The sequence below is a fragment of the Natronospira bacteriovora genome, from assembly GCF_030848495.1.
Taxonomy (GTDB): Bacteria; Pseudomonadota; Gammaproteobacteria; order Natronospirales; family Natronospiraceae; genus Natronospira; species Natronospira bacteriovora.
Genome location: NZ_JAVDDT010000001.1, coordinates 383,308 through 400,299, shown reverse-complemented (window position 1 = coordinate 400,299; position 16,992 = coordinate 383,308). Strand labels below are relative to the sequence as shown.

General features: G+C 61.4%; 16 protein-coding genes. 10 read left to right on the top strand and 6 right to left on the bottom strand.

Annotation, left to right across the window (positions count from 1 at the left end; genetic code table 11):
- Positions 1-64 precede the first annotated feature (64 nt).
- The gene (locus RBH19_RS01925; protein ID WP_306727112.1) at positions 65-718 is read left to right on the top strand and encodes an NADPH-dependent FMN reductase; all 654 of its coding nucleotides are present in this window, start codon (positions 65-67) and stop codon (positions 716-718) included.
- Here RBH19_RS01925 and RBH19_RS01920 read toward each other — a convergent pair.
- Positions 715-2,208, bottom strand: coding sequence for a SulP family inorganic anion transporter (locus tag RBH19_RS01920; protein WP_306727111.1), 1,494 nt, complete (start codon positions 2,206-2,208; stop codon positions 715-717). The genes RBH19_RS01925 and RBH19_RS01920 overlap by 4 nt on opposite strands.
- Before the next feature lie 433 nt (positions 2,209-2,641).
- Here RBH19_RS01920 and RBH19_RS01915 point away from each other — a divergent pair, with 433 nt between their 5' ends.
- The 3 genes from RBH19_RS01915 to RBH19_RS01905 all read left to right on the top strand — a co-directional run bounded on the left by RBH19_RS01915 (position 2,642) and on the right by RBH19_RS01905 (position 4,738).
- On the top strand, positions 2,642-3,109 hold the full coding sequence (locus RBH19_RS01915) for a universal stress protein (protein ID WP_306727110.1): 468 nt from the start codon (positions 2,642-2,644) through the stop codon (positions 3,107-3,109).
- 29 nt (positions 3,110-3,138) lie between these two features.
- Complete coding sequence (locus tag RBH19_RS01910) at positions 3,139-4,053, top strand: DMT family transporter (RefSeq protein ID WP_306727109.1); 915 nt, start codon at positions 3,139-3,141, stop codon at positions 4,051-4,053.
- A 106-nt stretch (positions 4,054-4,159) separates the two neighbouring features.
- Positions 4,160-4,738: an ankyrin repeat domain-containing protein gene (locus RBH19_RS01905; protein WP_306727108.1), complete on the top strand. Its 579-nt coding sequence runs from the start codon at positions 4,160-4,162 to the stop codon at positions 4,736-4,738.
- Between the two features lie 49 nt (positions 4,739-4,787).
- Here the strand turns inward: RBH19_RS01905 and RBH19_RS01900 are convergent, their stop codons facing one another.
- The 5 genes from RBH19_RS01900 to RBH19_RS01880 form a co-directional block, all read right to left on the bottom strand.
- Entirely contained in the window at positions 4,788-6,953 is a 2,166-nt protein-coding gene (locus tag RBH19_RS01900; protein ID WP_306727107.1) for a hypothetical protein, read from the bottom strand.
- A gap of 164 nt (positions 6,954-7,117) precedes the next feature.
- Complete coding sequence (locus RBH19_RS01895; RefSeq protein ID WP_306727106.1) at positions 7,118-8,296, bottom strand: helix-turn-helix transcriptional regulator; 1,179 nt, start codon at positions 8,294-8,296, stop codon at positions 7,118-7,120.
- Between the two features lie 10 nt (positions 8,297-8,306).
- Positions 8,307-9,194, bottom strand: a complete 888-nt coding sequence (locus RBH19_RS01890; protein WP_306727105.1) for an alpha/beta fold hydrolase — start codon at positions 9,192-9,194, stop codon at positions 8,307-8,309.
- Between the two features lie 115 nt (positions 9,195-9,309).
- A complete protein-coding gene (locus RBH19_RS01885; RefSeq protein WP_306727104.1) occupies positions 9,310-9,930 on the bottom strand; it encodes a hypothetical protein in 621 nt (206 codons plus the stop codon).
- A gap of 135 nt (positions 9,931-10,065) precedes the next feature.
- The gene (locus tag RBH19_RS01880) at positions 10,066-10,485 is read right to left on the bottom strand and encodes an SRPBCC family protein (protein ID WP_306727103.1); all 420 of its coding nucleotides are present in this window, start codon (positions 10,483-10,485) and stop codon (positions 10,066-10,068) included.
- A gap of 115 nt (positions 10,486-10,600) precedes the next feature.
- Between RBH19_RS01880 and RBH19_RS01875 the strand changes: the two genes are divergently transcribed.
- The 6 genes from RBH19_RS01875 (at position 10,601) to RBH19_RS01850 (ending at position 16,969) form a co-directional block, all read left to right on the top strand.
- Entirely contained in the window at positions 10,601-11,239 is a 639-nt protein-coding gene (locus tag RBH19_RS01875) for a class I SAM-dependent methyltransferase (RefSeq protein ID WP_306727102.1), read from the top strand.
- Between the two features lie 98 nt (positions 11,240-11,337).
- Positions 11,338-11,739: a UrcA family protein gene (locus tag RBH19_RS01870; protein WP_306727101.1), complete on the top strand. Its 402-nt coding sequence runs from the start codon at positions 11,338-11,340 to the stop codon at positions 11,737-11,739.
- Between the two features lie 148 nt (positions 11,740-11,887).
- On the top strand, positions 11,888-13,327 hold the full coding sequence (locus RBH19_RS01865; protein WP_306727100.1) for an amidohydrolase family protein: 1,440 nt from the start codon (positions 11,888-11,890) through the stop codon (positions 13,325-13,327).
- A 107-nt stretch (positions 13,328-13,434) separates the two neighbouring features.
- Complete coding sequence (locus RBH19_RS01860; RefSeq protein WP_306727099.1) at positions 13,435-15,918, top strand: zinc-dependent metalloprotease; 2,484 nt, start codon at positions 13,435-13,437, stop codon at positions 15,916-15,918.
- Between the two features lie 124 nt (positions 15,919-16,042).
- The gene (locus tag RBH19_RS01855; protein WP_306727098.1) at positions 16,043-16,441 is read left to right on the top strand and encodes a TonB-dependent receptor; all 399 of its coding nucleotides are present in this window, start codon (positions 16,043-16,045) and stop codon (positions 16,439-16,441) included.
- A gap of 36 nt (positions 16,442-16,477) precedes the next feature.
- A complete protein-coding gene (locus RBH19_RS01850; RefSeq protein WP_306727097.1) occupies positions 16,478-16,969 on the top strand; it encodes an ester cyclase in 492 nt (163 codons plus the stop codon).
- Positions 16,970-16,992 lie beyond the last annotated feature (23 nt).

Here is a 16,992-nt window from a genome sequence, read left to right as displayed (position 1 = left end):
GTAGGCGCCCACTGATGGGGCGGCTGTCTCCGGGCACCGTTTTGGAAAATCATGGGAGAAGGTGATGCATTATCTGGTGTTTCTTGGTTCCACCCGCACGGAAGGCGCGCCGCGACCGACTCGCCTGGGGTGGCGGGTGGCCCAGGCTTGCCTGCGCTTGCTTGAGGAAGGCGGTGTCAGGACAACGCTTGTGGACCCCCTGACGGTGCCGAGAGAGGAAAACTTCCGACCCCATTTCAGTTATCCCAAGGGGCGGGTGCCGGAGGCGCTGGATGCCCTGGCCGGGCAGATTCGTTCGGCGGACGGCTATGTAATGATCAGCCCGGAATACAATCATTCCATGAGCCCGGCGTTGGCCGATCTGCTCAATCATTTCGGCAGTTCGCTGTTCTCCTACCGGCCTAGCGCGATCGTCAGTTACTCGGCGGGCCAATGGGGCGGAACCCGGGCCGCCGTGGCCATGCGCGCCTTTCTCTCGGAGCTGGGCTGTCTGCCCGTTTCCGCCATGATTCATGTGCCCCGGGCGGGTGAAGCCCTGACCGAAGACGGAGACTTTGCGGCAGGAGAGGATGGCGAGGCCTGGTCCGGCTACTTTGGCCGGACGTTCTCGCAGCTCGCGTGGTGGGCCGAGGCCTGCCAGGCCCAGTGGGATCGCCGGGACCCGGCCTCGGATGCACCGGCTTTCCAGCGTAATCCATCCCAGCGCAATGCCCCTTAGTGCCCACTGCCGCCCCCGGCCTGATCATAGGCCGCCAGCTTGTCCATCATCTCCGAGCCTTGTCCTTCCGGGTGGATGACCTCCACGGTCTTGCCGTTGCGGCGAAGCTTGCCGACGATCTTGTCCACCGCGCCCACGGCTGAGCTGTCCCAGAGGGTGGCGGTACTCAGGTCGATGGTGACATTCGGGATGGGGTTGTCGGCGTCGAAGCCCTTCATGAAGTTGTTTACCGCCACGAAGAACAGCACGCCGCGGACCTTGTAAGTGCGGTGTTGTCCGGTATCGCTGTCGATGGCCTCGACCTGGATCTGGCGGGCCAGTTTGCGAACGAAGAAGATCGCGCTCATGAGCACGCCGGCGAACACACCCTTGGCCAGGTCATGGGTGATGACCACCGTGGCGACAGTAACAATGAGCACCAGGGCGTCGGTGCGGGGCATCTTTCTCAGCATCCCGAAGGAGCTCCAGTCGAAGGTGCCGATGGCCACCATGATCATGACCGCCACCAGGGCGGGCATGGGGATCATGGAGACCAGATCGCCCAGGACCAGAATAAAGAAAAGCAGATAGACCCCGGCGGCCAGGGAGGAGAGGCGCCCGCGCCCGCCGGATTTTACATTGATGATGGACTGGCCAATCATGGCGCAGCCGGCCATGCCACCGAAGAAGCCGCTGACGATGTTGCCGATGCCCTGACCCCGGCTTTCCTTGTTCTTCTTGCTGGGGGTGTCGGTCAGGTCATCCACGATGGAGGCCGTGAGCAGGGATTCCAGCAGGCCGACAATGGTGAGCGTCAGGGCCGTGGGCAGGATAATCATCAGGGTTTCCAATGTGAAGGGTACATTGGGAAGGTGGAAGAAGGGCGCGCCATCGGGCAGCTCGCCCATGCCGCCCACGGTATTGAAAGGCACATCAACAAACCAGGCCACGGCGGTCAGGGAGACGATGGCCACCAGGGCGGGCGGGATCTTCTTGGTGATGTAGGGAAAGCCGTAGAGAATCACCAGGCCCGCGGCCACCATGAGATAGGTGGGGATGCCGTGGCCGATGAAATGCTCGAGCTGGGCCATGAAGATAAGAATGGCCAGGGCGTTGACGAAGCCCATCATCACGGTGCGTGGGATGAACATCATGTAGCGCGCCAGCTTCAGCCAGCCGGCCACCAACTGGAAGATGCCCGTGAGAATGGTGGCGGCGAAGAGGTATTCCACCCCGTGATCGGCCACCAGGGTGATCATCAGCAGGGCCATGGCACCCGTGGCGGCCGAGATCATGCCTGGGCGGCCGCCGGTGAAGGCGAGTACCACGGCGATGCAGAATGAAGCGTAGAGGCCGACCTTGGGGTCCACGCCGGCGATGATGGAAAAGGCAATGGCTTCGGGAATCAGCGCCAGGGCCACGACGATGCCCGAGATCAAATCTCCACGGACATTGAAGAACCAGGTATTGCGGACGGCGGACCAGTTACGCTTGATTGTCTCGGAAAGCATTGATGTCCCTTGAGGGGTTACGGGCGGTCGCATGGCAGGCATGCCGGGAAGCCGCCATGCTCTGCCCGCCGCCAAAATGAATCGTGGCGGGAAGGGCGCTGGGCGCTCCCGGATTCAACTACTGGCAGGAAAATGCTGATAAGCCGCGTGGCCGGAGTACGCAACTCCTGGGGGATATCAAACAGGGGATATCTGTCTCGCGGCGACCAAATTGCCAAAGTCGCGAAAGGCGGGAATGATACGGCGATTGGCCCGGGGTCTCAAGGCGAACGGCCCGCTGCAGCATATCAAATTGATTTGGGTCTGTTTTAAGGCGGTTTTTTTCGGGAATGGCTGTGCCGCTTGGCGGCCGATGGGGTACCCTGCGGGGCATTCAGCGGGACATCCGCGCGATGCCCCTCCAGCCAAAACGAACCTTTAAAGGCCGATTGCCATGCTCAAGCGCATTCTCGTTCCCGTGAACTTCACCAGTGCCTCGGCCCGGGCACTGGCGGTGACCCGCTCCTTCCGCCCCGAGAATGCCGTGATTCGACTGCTGACGATTCTGGACCCCAGCGATATCGCCGAGGCCACGGCCAACCCCGCCATCAACCCCCTGCACGCCCGCGAGGAGCGCAGCAAGGCCGAACAGGCGGCCATGGAAAAGCTCAAGGCCTGGCAGCGCGAAGGCGAGGAAGTGGCCATTGAAGTGGGCAGCGCGGCCGAGAAGATCAGCCAGCATGCCGACCAGTGGGATGCCAGCCTGATCGCCATGGGCACCCGCAGCCGCAGCGGCCTGCAGCAGTTCCTCCATGGCTCCGCCACCGAGTGGCTGGTCCGCCACGCCAAGCAACCTGTCCTGGCGGTTCATGATGTGGACCTTGCTCCTGAACAGGCCGAGTTCCTGCCCCCGATGGATTAAGCCTGTATGTCTCCGGTCCGGATCTCCGCATGAAGAGCTTGCCGACCGAGCGTGTGGCAGGCCTGAGTACGGCCTTTGTGGCCCTGGCGGCCCTGTGCTGGGGGCTGTCGGGCGGGATTGGCGGGATTCTTACCGGTGAGGGTTGGGATCCGGTGGTGGTGTCCTTTTACCGGGGCGCCATTGGCTTTCTGTTCGTGCTGGCCTGGCTGGCGCTCCGGCCGCGGGGGAGTGGCCTGGGCAATAAAAAGCTGTGGTTGTGGTCGCTGCTGGCCGGTGTCGGGGTGGCGGGCAACTTCGCCTTTTATTTTCTGAGCATTGCCGAGGGCAGTGTGGCGGTGGCTGCCATGCTGATGTATTGCGCGCCGGTCTTTGTCTATCTGGTGTCCTTCACGCTCCGGCTTGAGCAGCCGAGCGTGTTCAAGTGGGTAGCCATTGTTATGGTCCTGCTTGGGGTGGTTCTGCTGACCGGTATTTATGATGTGGGTGCCGGGGAGGTGACGCTGGTCGCGGCCGGGGCGGGTCTGTTGTCGGGCTTGTCTTATGCCGTGTTCATCTTCGGATTCAAGTACGCCGCCCCTCACGGAAGTCCCCAGGCAATTCTGGTGATTGCCTTTGCGGTGATGGCCGTCATCCTGTTTGCCTTGGGCAATCCGGAGCAGACCGTGGCCGTTCTGAGCACTTCAAGTTGGCCCCTGTTTCTGATCCTGGGCGTGATCGGTGCCGGCTTGTCATTCATCTTCTACATTATCGGCCTCAACCATACGGCCCCGGCCGTGGCGTCCATCGTTGCCATGGTGGAACCGGTCACCGCCTCCCTGTTCGGCGTCGCGGTTCTGGGTGAAAGCCTGGGGCTGGTGCAGCTTCTGGGCATGGCACTCATTCTTGTCACGGTGACGGCGCTGAGTGTCTATTCCAATTCCCGTCGCAAGGTGGCTTCAGTCTGAGGCGAATCTGGCAGGGAGGAACGCTCTGAGCCAGAATGGGACAAGGGGGCGGATCCGCCTGTTAGAGGCATCCTTGCATTGGTATCGAAGAAGAAGGGGGGAGGGTATGTGCAAATCCGGGGTCAAGCTGTTTTTCCTGATGTTCTCGAGTTCTAGCGTCGCTTTTGCGGTTGATCGCCCACTATCGGATCAGGCGTATGCGAATCTCCTGATGGATGGATCGGCGGAAGAAGTGGCGGCGGCAATTGATGCGGGGGCGGACCCGAGTCTGCAATTTTTTCCTCGACGCAGGGTTGAGTTTCGGGATCCCTGGCGGGGTGTCACCATGGAATCACCCAGTGCGTTGATGGTCACAATCCTCTACAACGACTTGGATGTCACTCGGGTGCTCCTTGAGGCGGGTGCGGATGTTGAGGAGTGGTTGAAGCACGGCAGGACGGCACTTGATTTGGCAGCCATGACGGGCGACGAAGAGCGGGTAGAGCTTCTGCTTGATGCGGGCGCGGATGCATCGGCTCGCATCAATGCCAATTTCCGCATGCACTGGCAGTGGTCCTGCAAGTCGGCGGCCTTCTTTGCTGTCCGCAACGAGAAGATGTCTGGAACGATTGCCGATATGCGATTGATCGCGGGGCACCTGACTCCGGATGAGCGTTGGCCTCAGTGCGGACCCCATCGCAAGTGAGAGGGCCGCAGCCAGTTTGCTGCGGCCCTCTCATTAAGTCATGAATGGATCAGAATCGGCGGTATTGGATGACACGGGGCGAGATGGATATGGGCTCCCCGTCCTCGTCCAGGTTCTCGATACGCTCCAGCAGGGAGACCCAGTCGCCGTCGTCGTGGAGCAATGTCCAGCTTCGAACCATGGTCAGGTAACAGTCGGCTTGCTGGGAGTCGTCGCAAATGGACTCCCGGCCCCACCACACAGGGCCATCATCTCGCGGCTGCGCCCAGGCCTCAATGTGCAAAGTGCCGGCCTCGAAGCGATAGTCGAACTCGTAGTGAATGCCCAGAATTTCGTCCGTGGGTTTGTAGACATTGCGAACCCCACCCCAACCATCTTCTGTAAGGTCGATGGCGAAGGCGTAATCACTGCCTGTCTGGTAACCCCACTGGACAAAAAGATCGCTGGCAAAGGCCTCGTCCAGACCGCTATCGTCCAGCTGGGGGGCGATCATGGATCGGCTGGAACGCGCCTGGCCGTCGTCAGTGGCCGACAGCACCATGGAACGCCAGACCGGCAGGCGTTGTTCGGATTTGAGGCCAATCTCATGCACGGCCCCACTGCCAAACTCAATTCTGAGCCATCCCTCATCGGTCAATGACCAGTTGAAGAGGCCGGAATCAACCGCCTCACCCACGCCCCCATTGGTGAAAGTCAGCAGCTCGTCGCCATACCAGGCCAGGCCACCCAATAGCGCCGGGAAATTGCCCGGTATGGCCCAGGTCTGATCGACAATGTCCGCCTCTTCGAAGGGGATGAGCTGGCTCAGATGATGACCGTACATGTCGGTTCGGAAATCCACCTCCACGCTTTCCCTGTCGGGCTCATCGGGAAAATCACGAGTCCCGGTCTGGCTGATGGAGACAATGTCCATGCCATCTTCTTGCGCCACCAGCGTGGCTCCGAACTCATCGAGACGGGTAATGCAGACGGTTTGATAGTCGTTACCATCCTCGTCCTCGACCCAGCAGAAAGCGCCCGTAGTGAGCTCATCGTCGAGGTTGAGTTCCAGTGTGCCGTCAATGACTTCCCATTGGAATGTGACGGCATCCACGTGGTTGGAGTAGAGGCCAGTTCCATCCTCTTCAAAGCGAAACTGGGTGCCGGTAATGATGTTGGGTTCCGGCCCGGTAATGCCGAACCAGTCATTGGGTGTGTCGTCCTCGTCAATCCCTTGCACCAGATCCGGATCGGAAACGATCTCGGCAATGGCGTTGTTGATGCTGTCGGGATCGTTCTCCAGGACTTCCTGCTCATAACTGATGCGTGTCTCCTCCTGTTCAATCAGGCTGCTGGTGTCGTCACTGTCCGCCATGGCCAGGCCCGCTTGCCGCAGGGAGCCGCCCGCTGCCGGCACAATGGTGCGGTCAGGGTCTTCCACGGCAATACGGATCAGTGCTGAAGAACGCAGCAGCAGATTGGCGGAGAATGCATCCCGCAGTGCCACACGCTCGGCTTCCGTTTCCGGCGCCTGGCCCTCGTTTTGCCAGCGCATCAGCGCGGCATTGGCGGTGCTGACGTTGGTGATGTTGACGCCGACATTCTGTTCCCGGGTGAGAAGGCCATCGTTGGTGGCCAGGGATTGAACCCGCTCCATGTCGCCCAGGTAGGAGCGGAACAGGATGAAACCGTCCGTGGGATCGGTGGCCTTCAGGCTGACCATGTCGTCCGGTTCACGAATGCTGAGGCGCAAGGCGTACATGCCCTGCTCGTCGGAGCTGGTCTGATAGATTGTTTCCCCGACCTGTGCCTCGATGTCGGCATCGGTGATGATTGGGCCGGCAACACGGCCGATCATCTGGATGGCTCCATGGCAGGACACGGCAATGTCGCTGACGTCAGCCGCGGAGACCGTCCCTTCGATATTCTCCAGGTCACAGTTCTGTGCCGGGGCCTCTGGCAGCACCTGGGTCGAGACGCTGTAGCTTTCGCCGTCTTCCAGCTGGGTGGAAAACTCGAACGGCCCGTTGGATTCGATGGTCAATGATTCTGCGTCATTGAGCCGCAATATGAGCTGATCGCCGGTCAGTCCGGTGACTTCGCCGCCCACCGTGAACCCGGCATCACCGCCAGGCGCGCCAGTGTCACCGTCACCGGAACCCGAGCTGTTACAGGCGGCGAGGGGGAGGATGAGAACAAGGGAGTACAGGCTGGTTCTCGCAATGGATGGAAACATGGTCACACTCCTTATGTGTTTACAGACTGCCCGAACCCCTTCCGCTTGTCGTGCGTGGGGAAAAGAGGGCGTTTAGTAAACCTAGTCAAGCAAGGGCATAGGCACATCACCCAAACGGGTGAAGTGTGCTTTCGCGTTCCGTTGCCTGCAGGGGGGGAGGATGGCTAGGGGGATCTGCTTCCAGAACAGGGTTGGCTGGCGGTCATATTCCACGGTTTGCCTGTGAGCAGGCGGATGAGTTCAGACTGGCGCTTGGTGCGGGTCTTGGCCAGCACCTTTTTGAGGTGGCTGCGCAGGGTTTCGCGTGAGAGATGCCAGTGCTTGCTGAGATCGGCGAGTTCGTGGCCTTGCGAGAGGGCGCAGGCGAGCCGTGCCTCCGCCGATGTCAGGCCGTAGAGGCTCATGAGAATGTCCCGGTTGACCAGGCCGGCATCGTCCAGGTTGCTGACCAGCAGTGCCGTTTCCACATCCGGCCAGGGGCCGTCGAATCCGAGGGCGCCTTTTCGTGCCGGGCAGGCGACCAGGAGAATCCGGGGCTGGCCGGGCTGCGATTTCAGAAGAAGCGCTTCCGGTGCCGGTGGTTGCGCACTGCTGATGCGTGCCTGAACGGTATCCAGGAGGTTCTGGAAGCCCTTCCGGTCCCCGGCGTGGGCAACGGCGACGTGGCCGGCTCTCGTGGTCAAGCCACATTGTTGGGCGAGCAGCTCCCCGGCCTTGTCGTTGCTGTGAATGATGCGGTGTTGGCTGTCCAGCAGCAGAATGCCCACGGACAGGGCGTTCAGTGTGTGCTCGGCGGCATCGGCCTGCTGGCGGGTCTGGCTCAGTAAATGGCCCAGGTTCACGGCCCGCTGGATGTGGGGCACCAGTCGGCGCATGTAGGCTTCGTCTTCCCTTCCGAACGGTCCGCTTGCAAGGTGGCGTTGCACCGCGAACTTGAATACGCAGTCCTCGTTGCGGACCGCCAGCCCGCCGCAGACGTGATAATTCTCCTGGGGTCTCATGTAATCGGCAAAAAATTCGTTGTGCTGGAGCTCCCGGCGGGTGAAAAGCTGTTCCGAAGTGGCAATGAAGCCGGCGGGGACGGTCTTTAACACATCGATGAAGATGTCTTTCTTGACGTAGTGCTCGCGGTGCGCCTTTTGAAGGGCCGGATCCAGATTGTGATGGATGTTGGCACGGATGGCGGTATTGCGTTCGTCGATGACACGGATGATGCCGGACTTGGCATTGAGCGTGTCGGCAAGGTCGATCAGAAAGCGTTGCCAGTGAGAGGGATCGGACGCCGCCGTGTAGACGGACTCGACTAGGCGGGAGAAGACATCGATATCTCGTGTTGATGTCATCCGGCCTCCTTCACGGCGTAGTCGGCTCGGCAAAGGCGTCCAGGATCTGGTCCCATTGCTGGAGCAGGGCGAAATGGCCCATCCCAGGCCATTCAGTCAGCGTTGCACCGCCCAGGTGCCCGGCCAGCCAGCGCCCCATGCCGATGGGGGCATTGAGATCCTGGGTGCCGTGCCAGAGATGCGTGGGGCAGTGTGGTGCTTTCAGTGTGAACCCCCAGTCGGCGGTGAGTGCCTGGCCGTCCGACACCATGCCCTCCAGGCCCGGGCGAATGCCTTCCGTGAGGCTGTCTGCGTAGGCCTCAGTCATGCCATTGCTGAAGATGGCCTGATCTTCGGGCGGCGCGCCCGCGAGCAACAGTTCATAGGGGCCACCGGTCGCTTTCAGGCCATCGTTGAGGGTGGCCCGGAAGGCATCGGCGTCCGTGGCAGCCAGCTGCCAGAAGCCTTGCAGTGATTCAGGCATGCCCTGTGTGGTGGCATCGGAGAATGGGGCCAGGCTGCTGACCAGACCCAGACGGTCAATGCGATCCGGCAGACGAAGCGCGCAGGCCAGTGCATGGGGGCCGCCACCGGAGAACCCCGCGGCACCGGCCTGTTTCAGTTCCAGGTGGTCGAGCAGAGCCGCCACATCATCCGCAAAGTCCGCGACGCTGCGCCCGGGACGGGGTGAGCTGCCCCCGTAACCCGGGCGATCCGGCACGATGATCCTCAGCCCGAGAACGGCGGCCAGCGTCGTCGTCGGCAGACACTCACGCCGGGAGCCGGGGGCACCGTGAAAATAGATCACGGCGGATCCATCGGCAGTACCGTATTCGGCCCAGGCGAGCTGCCGGCCGTCGGGGAGGCTCAGGGTGAAATCTTCAGTGGGGAGCGTGTCGGTGAAGGGCCCGTCGGTCATACCGTTTCCTTGGTTGGCCAGTGGAGAGCCGCCCTGGGCCCGGATGGATTGATGAGCGTTTGTTTTTACATATTAGACTTACTTGGGCGTGTCTGCCACTTCACCGGGCACAGGATTACTCGTCGTCCGTTTCGCGCTCCACGGTGTCAATCCGCCAGGCCAGCAGCAGCGGGTAACTTCGCACCTGGAAGCCCATTTCCCGCAGCCACTGGGCGATGAGCAGGTTGGACTGGTGGGCCAGCCAGTAGCCGCGGGCGTGGGGGACGAATGTCATGGCGAATTCTTCATTGTGCGTGGCTTGCGCCTCGGCCTGGCTGAACAGGGCATCCAGTCGCTGCTTCAATGCCCTGGCCTTCTCGGCATCGGCCTTCAGGGGGTATAGGCGGGTGATGCCCTCCGGGGCGAGCTTGTCCAGATCGTCCTTGCTGTTCACTTCCGGGTGTTCGCCACGGCCCAGGCCGCTTTGTGTGGGCCAGAGCAGGGCGGCCGTGCCGGAGGGCAGGTGGCGCCGGCCCTGAACACACCAGCGCCAGTCGCAGTACTTGTAGCGAACCATGCCGCCAGATTCCCGGGGGATGGCGAGGCTGGTGTGGGGGCTGTGGTAGAGGAGGTAGATTTCTGCCGCTTTGTCATTCGGGGCTGGTGGTGCCGTGATGACGCCGGCGCAGCCGGTGGTCAGGCTGCCGAGCAAGATGGCATTGAGGGCCGTGCAGATTGCCCGGGCGCTTCGTTTCATGTCACCAGGCAAGCCAGATGCAGTGTTTGGCGCCCTTGCCCCGGTGGGCGCGGACGGCTGCCCTGGCCGGGGATGTCTGCGCTTCCGATTTCGACGAATTTGGCCATCGCTTGGTCTCTTGTGTGTATCACTGACTCAGCGCTTGCCGAGTTCTCGTTCCACGTTGCCCACAATCTCATTGCTCAGTCGGTGCACGATCGAGCGGGTAGTGCCGGATAGGGCTTTTTCCAGCAGGCGATTCTTCAATTCGTAGTGCAGCTGGAAATGGAGGCGGGTGCCATCGGCGGTGGGGGTGAGTGTGTAGCGGCCCCGGTTAGGCACCCCGGTGATGGACTCCCAGGCAAAGTGGGTGGGTGGCTGAATGTCGGTGACCTGAACTTCGAAACTGAGTTTGACGCCAGCCACCCGCACATGCCACCGATAGCGGTCATCCCCAAGGGCTTCGATATCCTGGACTGCCTCACAGAGATCAACGAAGGGCTCGACCCGGCTGATGAGGGAAAACACCTCGGCCGGCGGCGCACTGACACTCGCTTCATGTTCGATCTGCGGCATGCTGCTGAATCCCATGGTAACGGCGGTTTCACTCTAGCAGAACCTTCCATGGACGCTCAGCTTTTGCTCCTTTGTATAACTGGACATCCACAGGGCGGGCGACGAGAATCGGGCCATGACTGAGCATTTGCCTTCCACTCGGGAATATGACCGACTGGCGCCGGTGTATGACCAGCGCTGGGGCCACTATCTCGTGAGCAGCCTCGACGCGACCGTCGGCCGATTGGCCGTGTTTTCGGGGGAGGCCTTGTTGGATGTTGGCTGTGGCACGGGCCTGTTGCTGGATCGGCTTAAGGTAGCAGTACCGGGCGTAAGCCTCACCGGGATTGATCCGTCTCCGGGCATGCTGGCAAGAGCGCGGGAACGACTGGGTGATGCCGTCACCCTGGCGCAGGCCCCGGCCGAGCAGCTGCCCTTCCCGGATGGGGCGTTTGATGTGGTGGTCTCCAGCAGTGCCTTTCACTATTTCCGACAGCCACAGGCCGCGGTGAATGAAATGGCGCGGGTGCTTCGGCCCGGTGGTCGCTTGCTGCTTACCGACTGGTGCCGGGACTTTCTCACCATGCGCCTGTTCGATCGCTGGCTCCATTGGCGGGATCCCGCCCATTTTCGTACCTGGAATCAGCAGGAGATGCGGGGATTTCTCGGCACGGCCGGTTTTCAGTCCATCCAGACCGAGCGCTATCGACTCTCGGCCTTCTGGGGAATGATGAGCGTACAGGGCCAGCGATCTGCACAGCGGCCTGATCGTTGACGGCCGTCAACGGCTGCCTTCCCCGACAGGTATAGCGTGGAATCTCCCGACATTGAGTCTGGGGCCGGCGGGTTGCTTGTCATTCAGGAGGTAGAGTCATGAACAGAATGATTGCCGCTTTAATGGCGGTCTTTGCAGGGCTGTTTCTGGCGCAGGTACTCAATATGGACAGTGCCGTGGCGCAACAGCGGGAACAGGCCAGAGAGCTGGAGCGGATTGTCGTGGTTGCGCCGCGTATTGTGCGTGAGGAGAGTCCGTTGCGGCGGGTAATCACGGTGGAGAAAGATGCCACGGTTGATTTCTCGGATCTGGATATTCGCCAGACGATGCATTTCATGCAGCTGGAACAGCGCATTCAGAGCGCAGCTTCGCAGATCTGCGAGGACCTGCAGGAGCAGTTCCCGCGCGGACGTCCGGCCAAGGCGACTTGCATCGAGCGGGCCGTGGCGGACGCCATGGACGAGGTGCGAAGCATTCTTCACCAGCTGACGCAACGCTGAAACACACTTCATCATCAGACCATCTGCGAGGCCGGTAACCTGCACTCAACGGGTGGGGCGCCGGCCTCGCCTTCTGTTGCGGGTGAAAGATTGATCGGGGAGTATGGGCTGGCAATGTTTGTCTTGCGTTCCTAACAGGTGGTGAGTCATGCAAGGATTCAATCCCCAATTCCGATTTCCCTCATTGTCCCGCCCTGGCATGAGCAGTGTACTGCTGCTGGTCGCCTTGCTGATACTGGGTTGTGAAGTGCCCGAAGGTGAGCATGAGCAAGCTGTTGATTCGGTGGACGACGCGGTGGCGCTGTTCGCCTTTCGCAATGTGTCCGTGATCGATATGCAGCACGGTGATGCGATCAGCGGACGTACGGTGGTGGTGCGTGATGGCCGCATTGAGCAGGCCGGCCCGGCGGAGACGGTGGAGATTCCGGCCGGCGCCGAGGTGGTTGATGGCGCCGGGCGCTACCTGATGCCGGGCATGGCGGAGATGCACGGGCATCTGCCGCGGGGTGGCCCCTCGGATCAGGCCGTGGCGGATCTGCTGTTTCTGTATCTGGCCAATGGCGTGACCCTGGTGCGCGGCATGCAGGGCCATGACAGCCAGCTGGCCGTGCGTGAGGCCATTGAAGCCGGTGAGCTTCTGGGGCCGCGCCTGGTGCTGGGCAGCCCGGCCATGGGCTGGGGCAATACGCCGCAGGCCGAGGACGTGCCGGAGCTAGTTCGCGAGTTTCGCGAGGCGGGATACGACCTGATCAAGATTGGTGAAGGCCCGGACCGAGAGACCTATCAGGCTCTGCTGGAAGCCGGTGAAGCCGAGGGGCTTCCACTGGCGGGCCATGTGCCGGATGAAGTCGGCCTGCTGGCCGTACTGGAGGCCGGCCAGGTGACCATTGATCATCTGGATAACTATGTCGAAGCGCTGATGCCGGAAGACAAACGGGCGGATATCGCAGCGCTCTGGGGCGTGGCTTCCGTGGCGGATGACGCCGACAGGGATCGAATTGCCGAACTCGTCGACGCCACGCTGGCCAGCGACACGGCTCAGGTGCCCACTCTGGTGCTATGGGAAGTCTTCTTTGGCGGCAAGCCGGTCGATGAGATCAAGGCGGCCACGCCGGAGATTCGCTATATGCCGGCGGAGACGGTCGAGGCCTGGGAAGAGCGGCTGGCCAGTCTGCGGGAGACGATTGGCCATCCCGACGGCGCCCGCCGCGTGGTGGAGTTGCGGTGCGAGATTTTCCAGGCCCTGCATGAGGGTGGCGCAACGTTCCTCATGGGAACAGACTCCCCGCAGTTGTTCAGCGTGCCGGGTTTTGCCAATCATCGGGAAATGGCGCTGTGGGTGGAGCTGGGCATGAGCCCCGCCGAAGTCATTCGCGCCGGCACCTGGGAGGTGGCCCGTCATTTCGATGAGTTGGACGAGGCCGGCTCGGTGGCCGAAGGCCGTCGCGCCGACCTGATTCTGCTCGAGGCCAATCCGCTGGAGGACATCAGCGCCATGAAAGACGCCCAGGCCGGTGTCATGGTGAACGGCCGCTGGCTGCCACAGAGCGAGATCCGCGAGCGCCTGGAGGCAATGGCCGAGCGCTGACGGCCTTTCTGTGTAAGAGCCCAGGTCGTGACAGGTTGCGGTCACTTGCTGCTTCCGGGAGGATGGGGTGCGATTCTCTGTCCGGAACCCCGACCCCGTGGTGACCCATGCATAAACTGCCAGCCTGTTTCCTTCGCGCCTCTAGTTCGCTTCTTATTGTGGTGCTTGGTCTTTCCCTGATGGCCTGTGGGCCTTCCGGTGATTCACCCAAGGGCCTGTCCGAGCGGGATTTGCGCCAGGCCGAATCGGCCGCCGGCCTGTTCACGGTGCATCAGCTGGATGAGCGAATTCTCTTTGAGATTCCCGAGGAGATGCTGGGGCGTGACATGGCGGTGATGAGCCGTTATGCCAAGGCCCAGGAGGGGCTGGCAGCCCGTGGCGGTGGTGACCGCATGACCGAGAACATGGTGGTGCACTGGGAGCGGCGCGGGGATCGCATCGTGCTGCGCAGTCAGAGTTACGCCAATACCGCTGATCCGGATACCCCGCTTGCCCTGGCGGTGGCCAATTCCAATTTTTCCCCGGTGATTGCCAGCTTCCCCGTTAAGCTTGAACGCCAGGGCCGTGCGGTGATTGATGTCACCGAGCTCTATCTCGGCGATCACCCGGCCTTTTCCTTCCCGCGCCAGCGGCGCGATGACCTGGGCATTCGCGGTTTTGATGGCGAGCGCAGCTGGCTGGAATGGAGCCGGGCCTTTCCGGAGAACATCGAAATCCGCGCGGTGCGCAGCTACGACGCGGACAATCCACCCTCCAATCGTCGCGGCGGCACGGTCTCCTTCGAGATCAACCATTCCATGATCCTGCTGCCGGAAGAACCGATGATGCCGCGCCTGGCGGATGAGCGGGTCACCTACATCACCCAGCAGCAGACCGATTACTCGCGAGACTTCCAGGGCGTGCGGCCCTATGAATACCTGCGCCGCTATCGCCTGGAGCCCAAGGACATGGAGGCCTTCAAGCGTGGTGAGCTGGTGGTGCCGAAGAAGCCCATCGTCTGGTATATCGACCCGGCCACGCCGGAGAAGTGGGTGCCTTACTTCAAGGCCGGCATCATGGAGTGGGAGTCGGCCTTCGAGAAGGCGGGTTTCAAGAATGCGGTGGATGTGCGGCTTGCGCCCACCGAGGAGGAAGACCCGGAATTCAGCCTGCTGGATGCCCGCTACAACGTGATTCGCTACGTGGCCACGCCGGTGCGCTCGGCCAATGCCGGGGGGGATGTGGTGGACCCGCGTTCCGGCGAGGTGATTCGCGGCCACATGAACATGTATCACGGCCTGGACGAACGCCTGCGCTGGTGGCTGGTGGCCCAGGTGGCCACGGCCAATCCCCGCTTCCGTACCACGGAACTGACGGAAGAGGACCTGGGCGAGGCCCTGCGCTATGTGGTGTCCCACGAAATGGCCCACGCCATGGGACTGCCCCACAACCAGCGGGCGAACTTTGTCTATCCGGTGGAAAGCCTGCGCGACCCGGATTTCGTGAAAGAGTGGGGTCATTCGGCGTCATCGGTCGGGCGTACCCGTTACAACTACGTGGCCCAGCCCGGTGATGATGTGCCCCCGGAGCGGCGCATCGGCCTGTGGGACGAGTTCGCCATCATGTGGGGCTATCGCCCGATCCCGGAAGCCACCACACCGGAAGAAGAGCTCGAGACTCTCAATGAGTGGATCGTCGAGCGGGCCGACAAACCCTGGTTCCGGTCGGCCCTGGCACAGTTCGGCATGGATGTGGAATGGGACCCCTACCGCATGACCGAGGGCATTTCGGATGATCCGGTCAAGGCGGCCGAGTACGGTATGCGCAATCTGCGCGAGGCGACCCGCAATCTACGGGAGTGGTTGCTGCAGGCGGGTGACGATTACTACGAGCTGGAAACCCATTACCTGCAGAACCTGACCCAGTGGAACCGCTACGCCGAACACGCGGCGGCCGCCGTGGGTGGCTCCTGGACCCATCACAAGCGGGTGGGGGAGGACGGCCCGGTCTATACGCCCATCGAGGCTGATTATCAGCGCAAGGCCATGGCCTTCATCGACGAGCATGTACTGAGTACGCCGGACTGGGCCCTGGACATGGAGACACTGCGTCGTTTGGAGCACGCCGGCGCGGTGGAACGCATCCGGGCCTACCAGGAACTGGCCGTGCAGCGCCTGCTCAACCACGCCCGCCTGGCGCGCATGATCGAACACGAAGCCTTCCTGGGTGATGACACCTATCGCCCCGCTGACATGCTGGATGATACCCGGGCCATGGTCTGGCAGGAGCTGGGTGAGGGCCAGGCCATCAACACCTGGCGGCGCAACATGCAGCGGGCCTACCTGGAACAGGCCGGGTATCTGCTCCAGCAGGCGGAATCCGAGTACTGGCAGCCGCCGGCCTCCGGCAACCTGCGGGTGGGTTCCAATGACGATCCACCTCTGAATGCCGACCTCCACATCAGCCAGTCGGACATTCGGCCCCTGATCCGCGACCAGCTCACCCTGTTGAACGAGGAAATCGAAGCGGCGTTGGCCACCGGCGTCGCCGATCGCATGACGCGAATCCATCTGCAAGATGCTCGTAAACGGATTGCCAGCGCCTTGCGCTGATACCCTTGGAAGCCAACCTGGCCGCTGCCCTTGAGGGCAGCGGCCTTGATTTATTATTCCCATGAACTATTACATTAAGACCAGCCATTGTGAGCTGGCATGATCTAATGGGGAGTAATGAATCGTGACTATCGACCGAAAATTTCTTATCTGGGCTTTGGTTTATATCGTTCTTGGAATGATTCTGGGGATTTACATGGCCGTATCCAAGGATCACGGTCAGCACGTGACACATGCCCATGTGCTTCTGGTGGGCTTTGTTTTGTCATTGCTTTACGGGATTATCCACCGCCTCTGGCTGAACGGTCATTCTCTTGCCGTGGCCAATGTTCAGTTCTATCTCCACCAGTTGGGTGCCATTGTCATGAGTCTCGGCCTGTTCCTGCTTTACGGCCATATGATGGCCGAGACGGTATTGGGGCCGATTCTGGGGGTCGCGTCCTTGCTGGTACTCGCATCGGCCCTGTTGATGTTCTGGATGGTACTCAAAAGCAGCAGTACAACCCGGATGGAACCGTCGTGAATTGAGCAACTGTTCGTCACGGAAAGGAGCAAGTCCATGCGTCCATCAATGTTTCTGGCCTTATCCTGTCTGTTGATGCTAGGCGCCTGTGAAGCGGAAAAGAAACCTGTCGAGTCGGAACTGGAAGATATTATTGTCGCCTGGTTCGATGAAGGCTGGAATCAGGGTAATACGGATGTTTTCGAAGACACCATCGCCGAGAATGTCGTCTTCACTCATGGCACGGACAGTGACACGCTCTCCCGGGAGCAGATGAGTGACATTGTTCTGCAGTGGCGTGAAGCTTTCCCGGGTCTTCACATGGCAGTGGAAGATATTCTCGTGGACGGGGATCGAGCCGCGGTGCGAATTACGTTCACCGGTACCCACGAAGGCGAATGGGCCGGTGCCGAGCCGCTCGGTCAGGACATTCACACGGCCTTGATGGTGATCTTTCGCTTTGAGGAAGGGCGCATGGTCGAGCTTTGGGAAATCAGTGACCAGCTTAATTTCCAACGCCAGCTGGGTCTGTTGCCGGATGGCGATTGATGCTGTTTCGGGCCCAGGTGGCC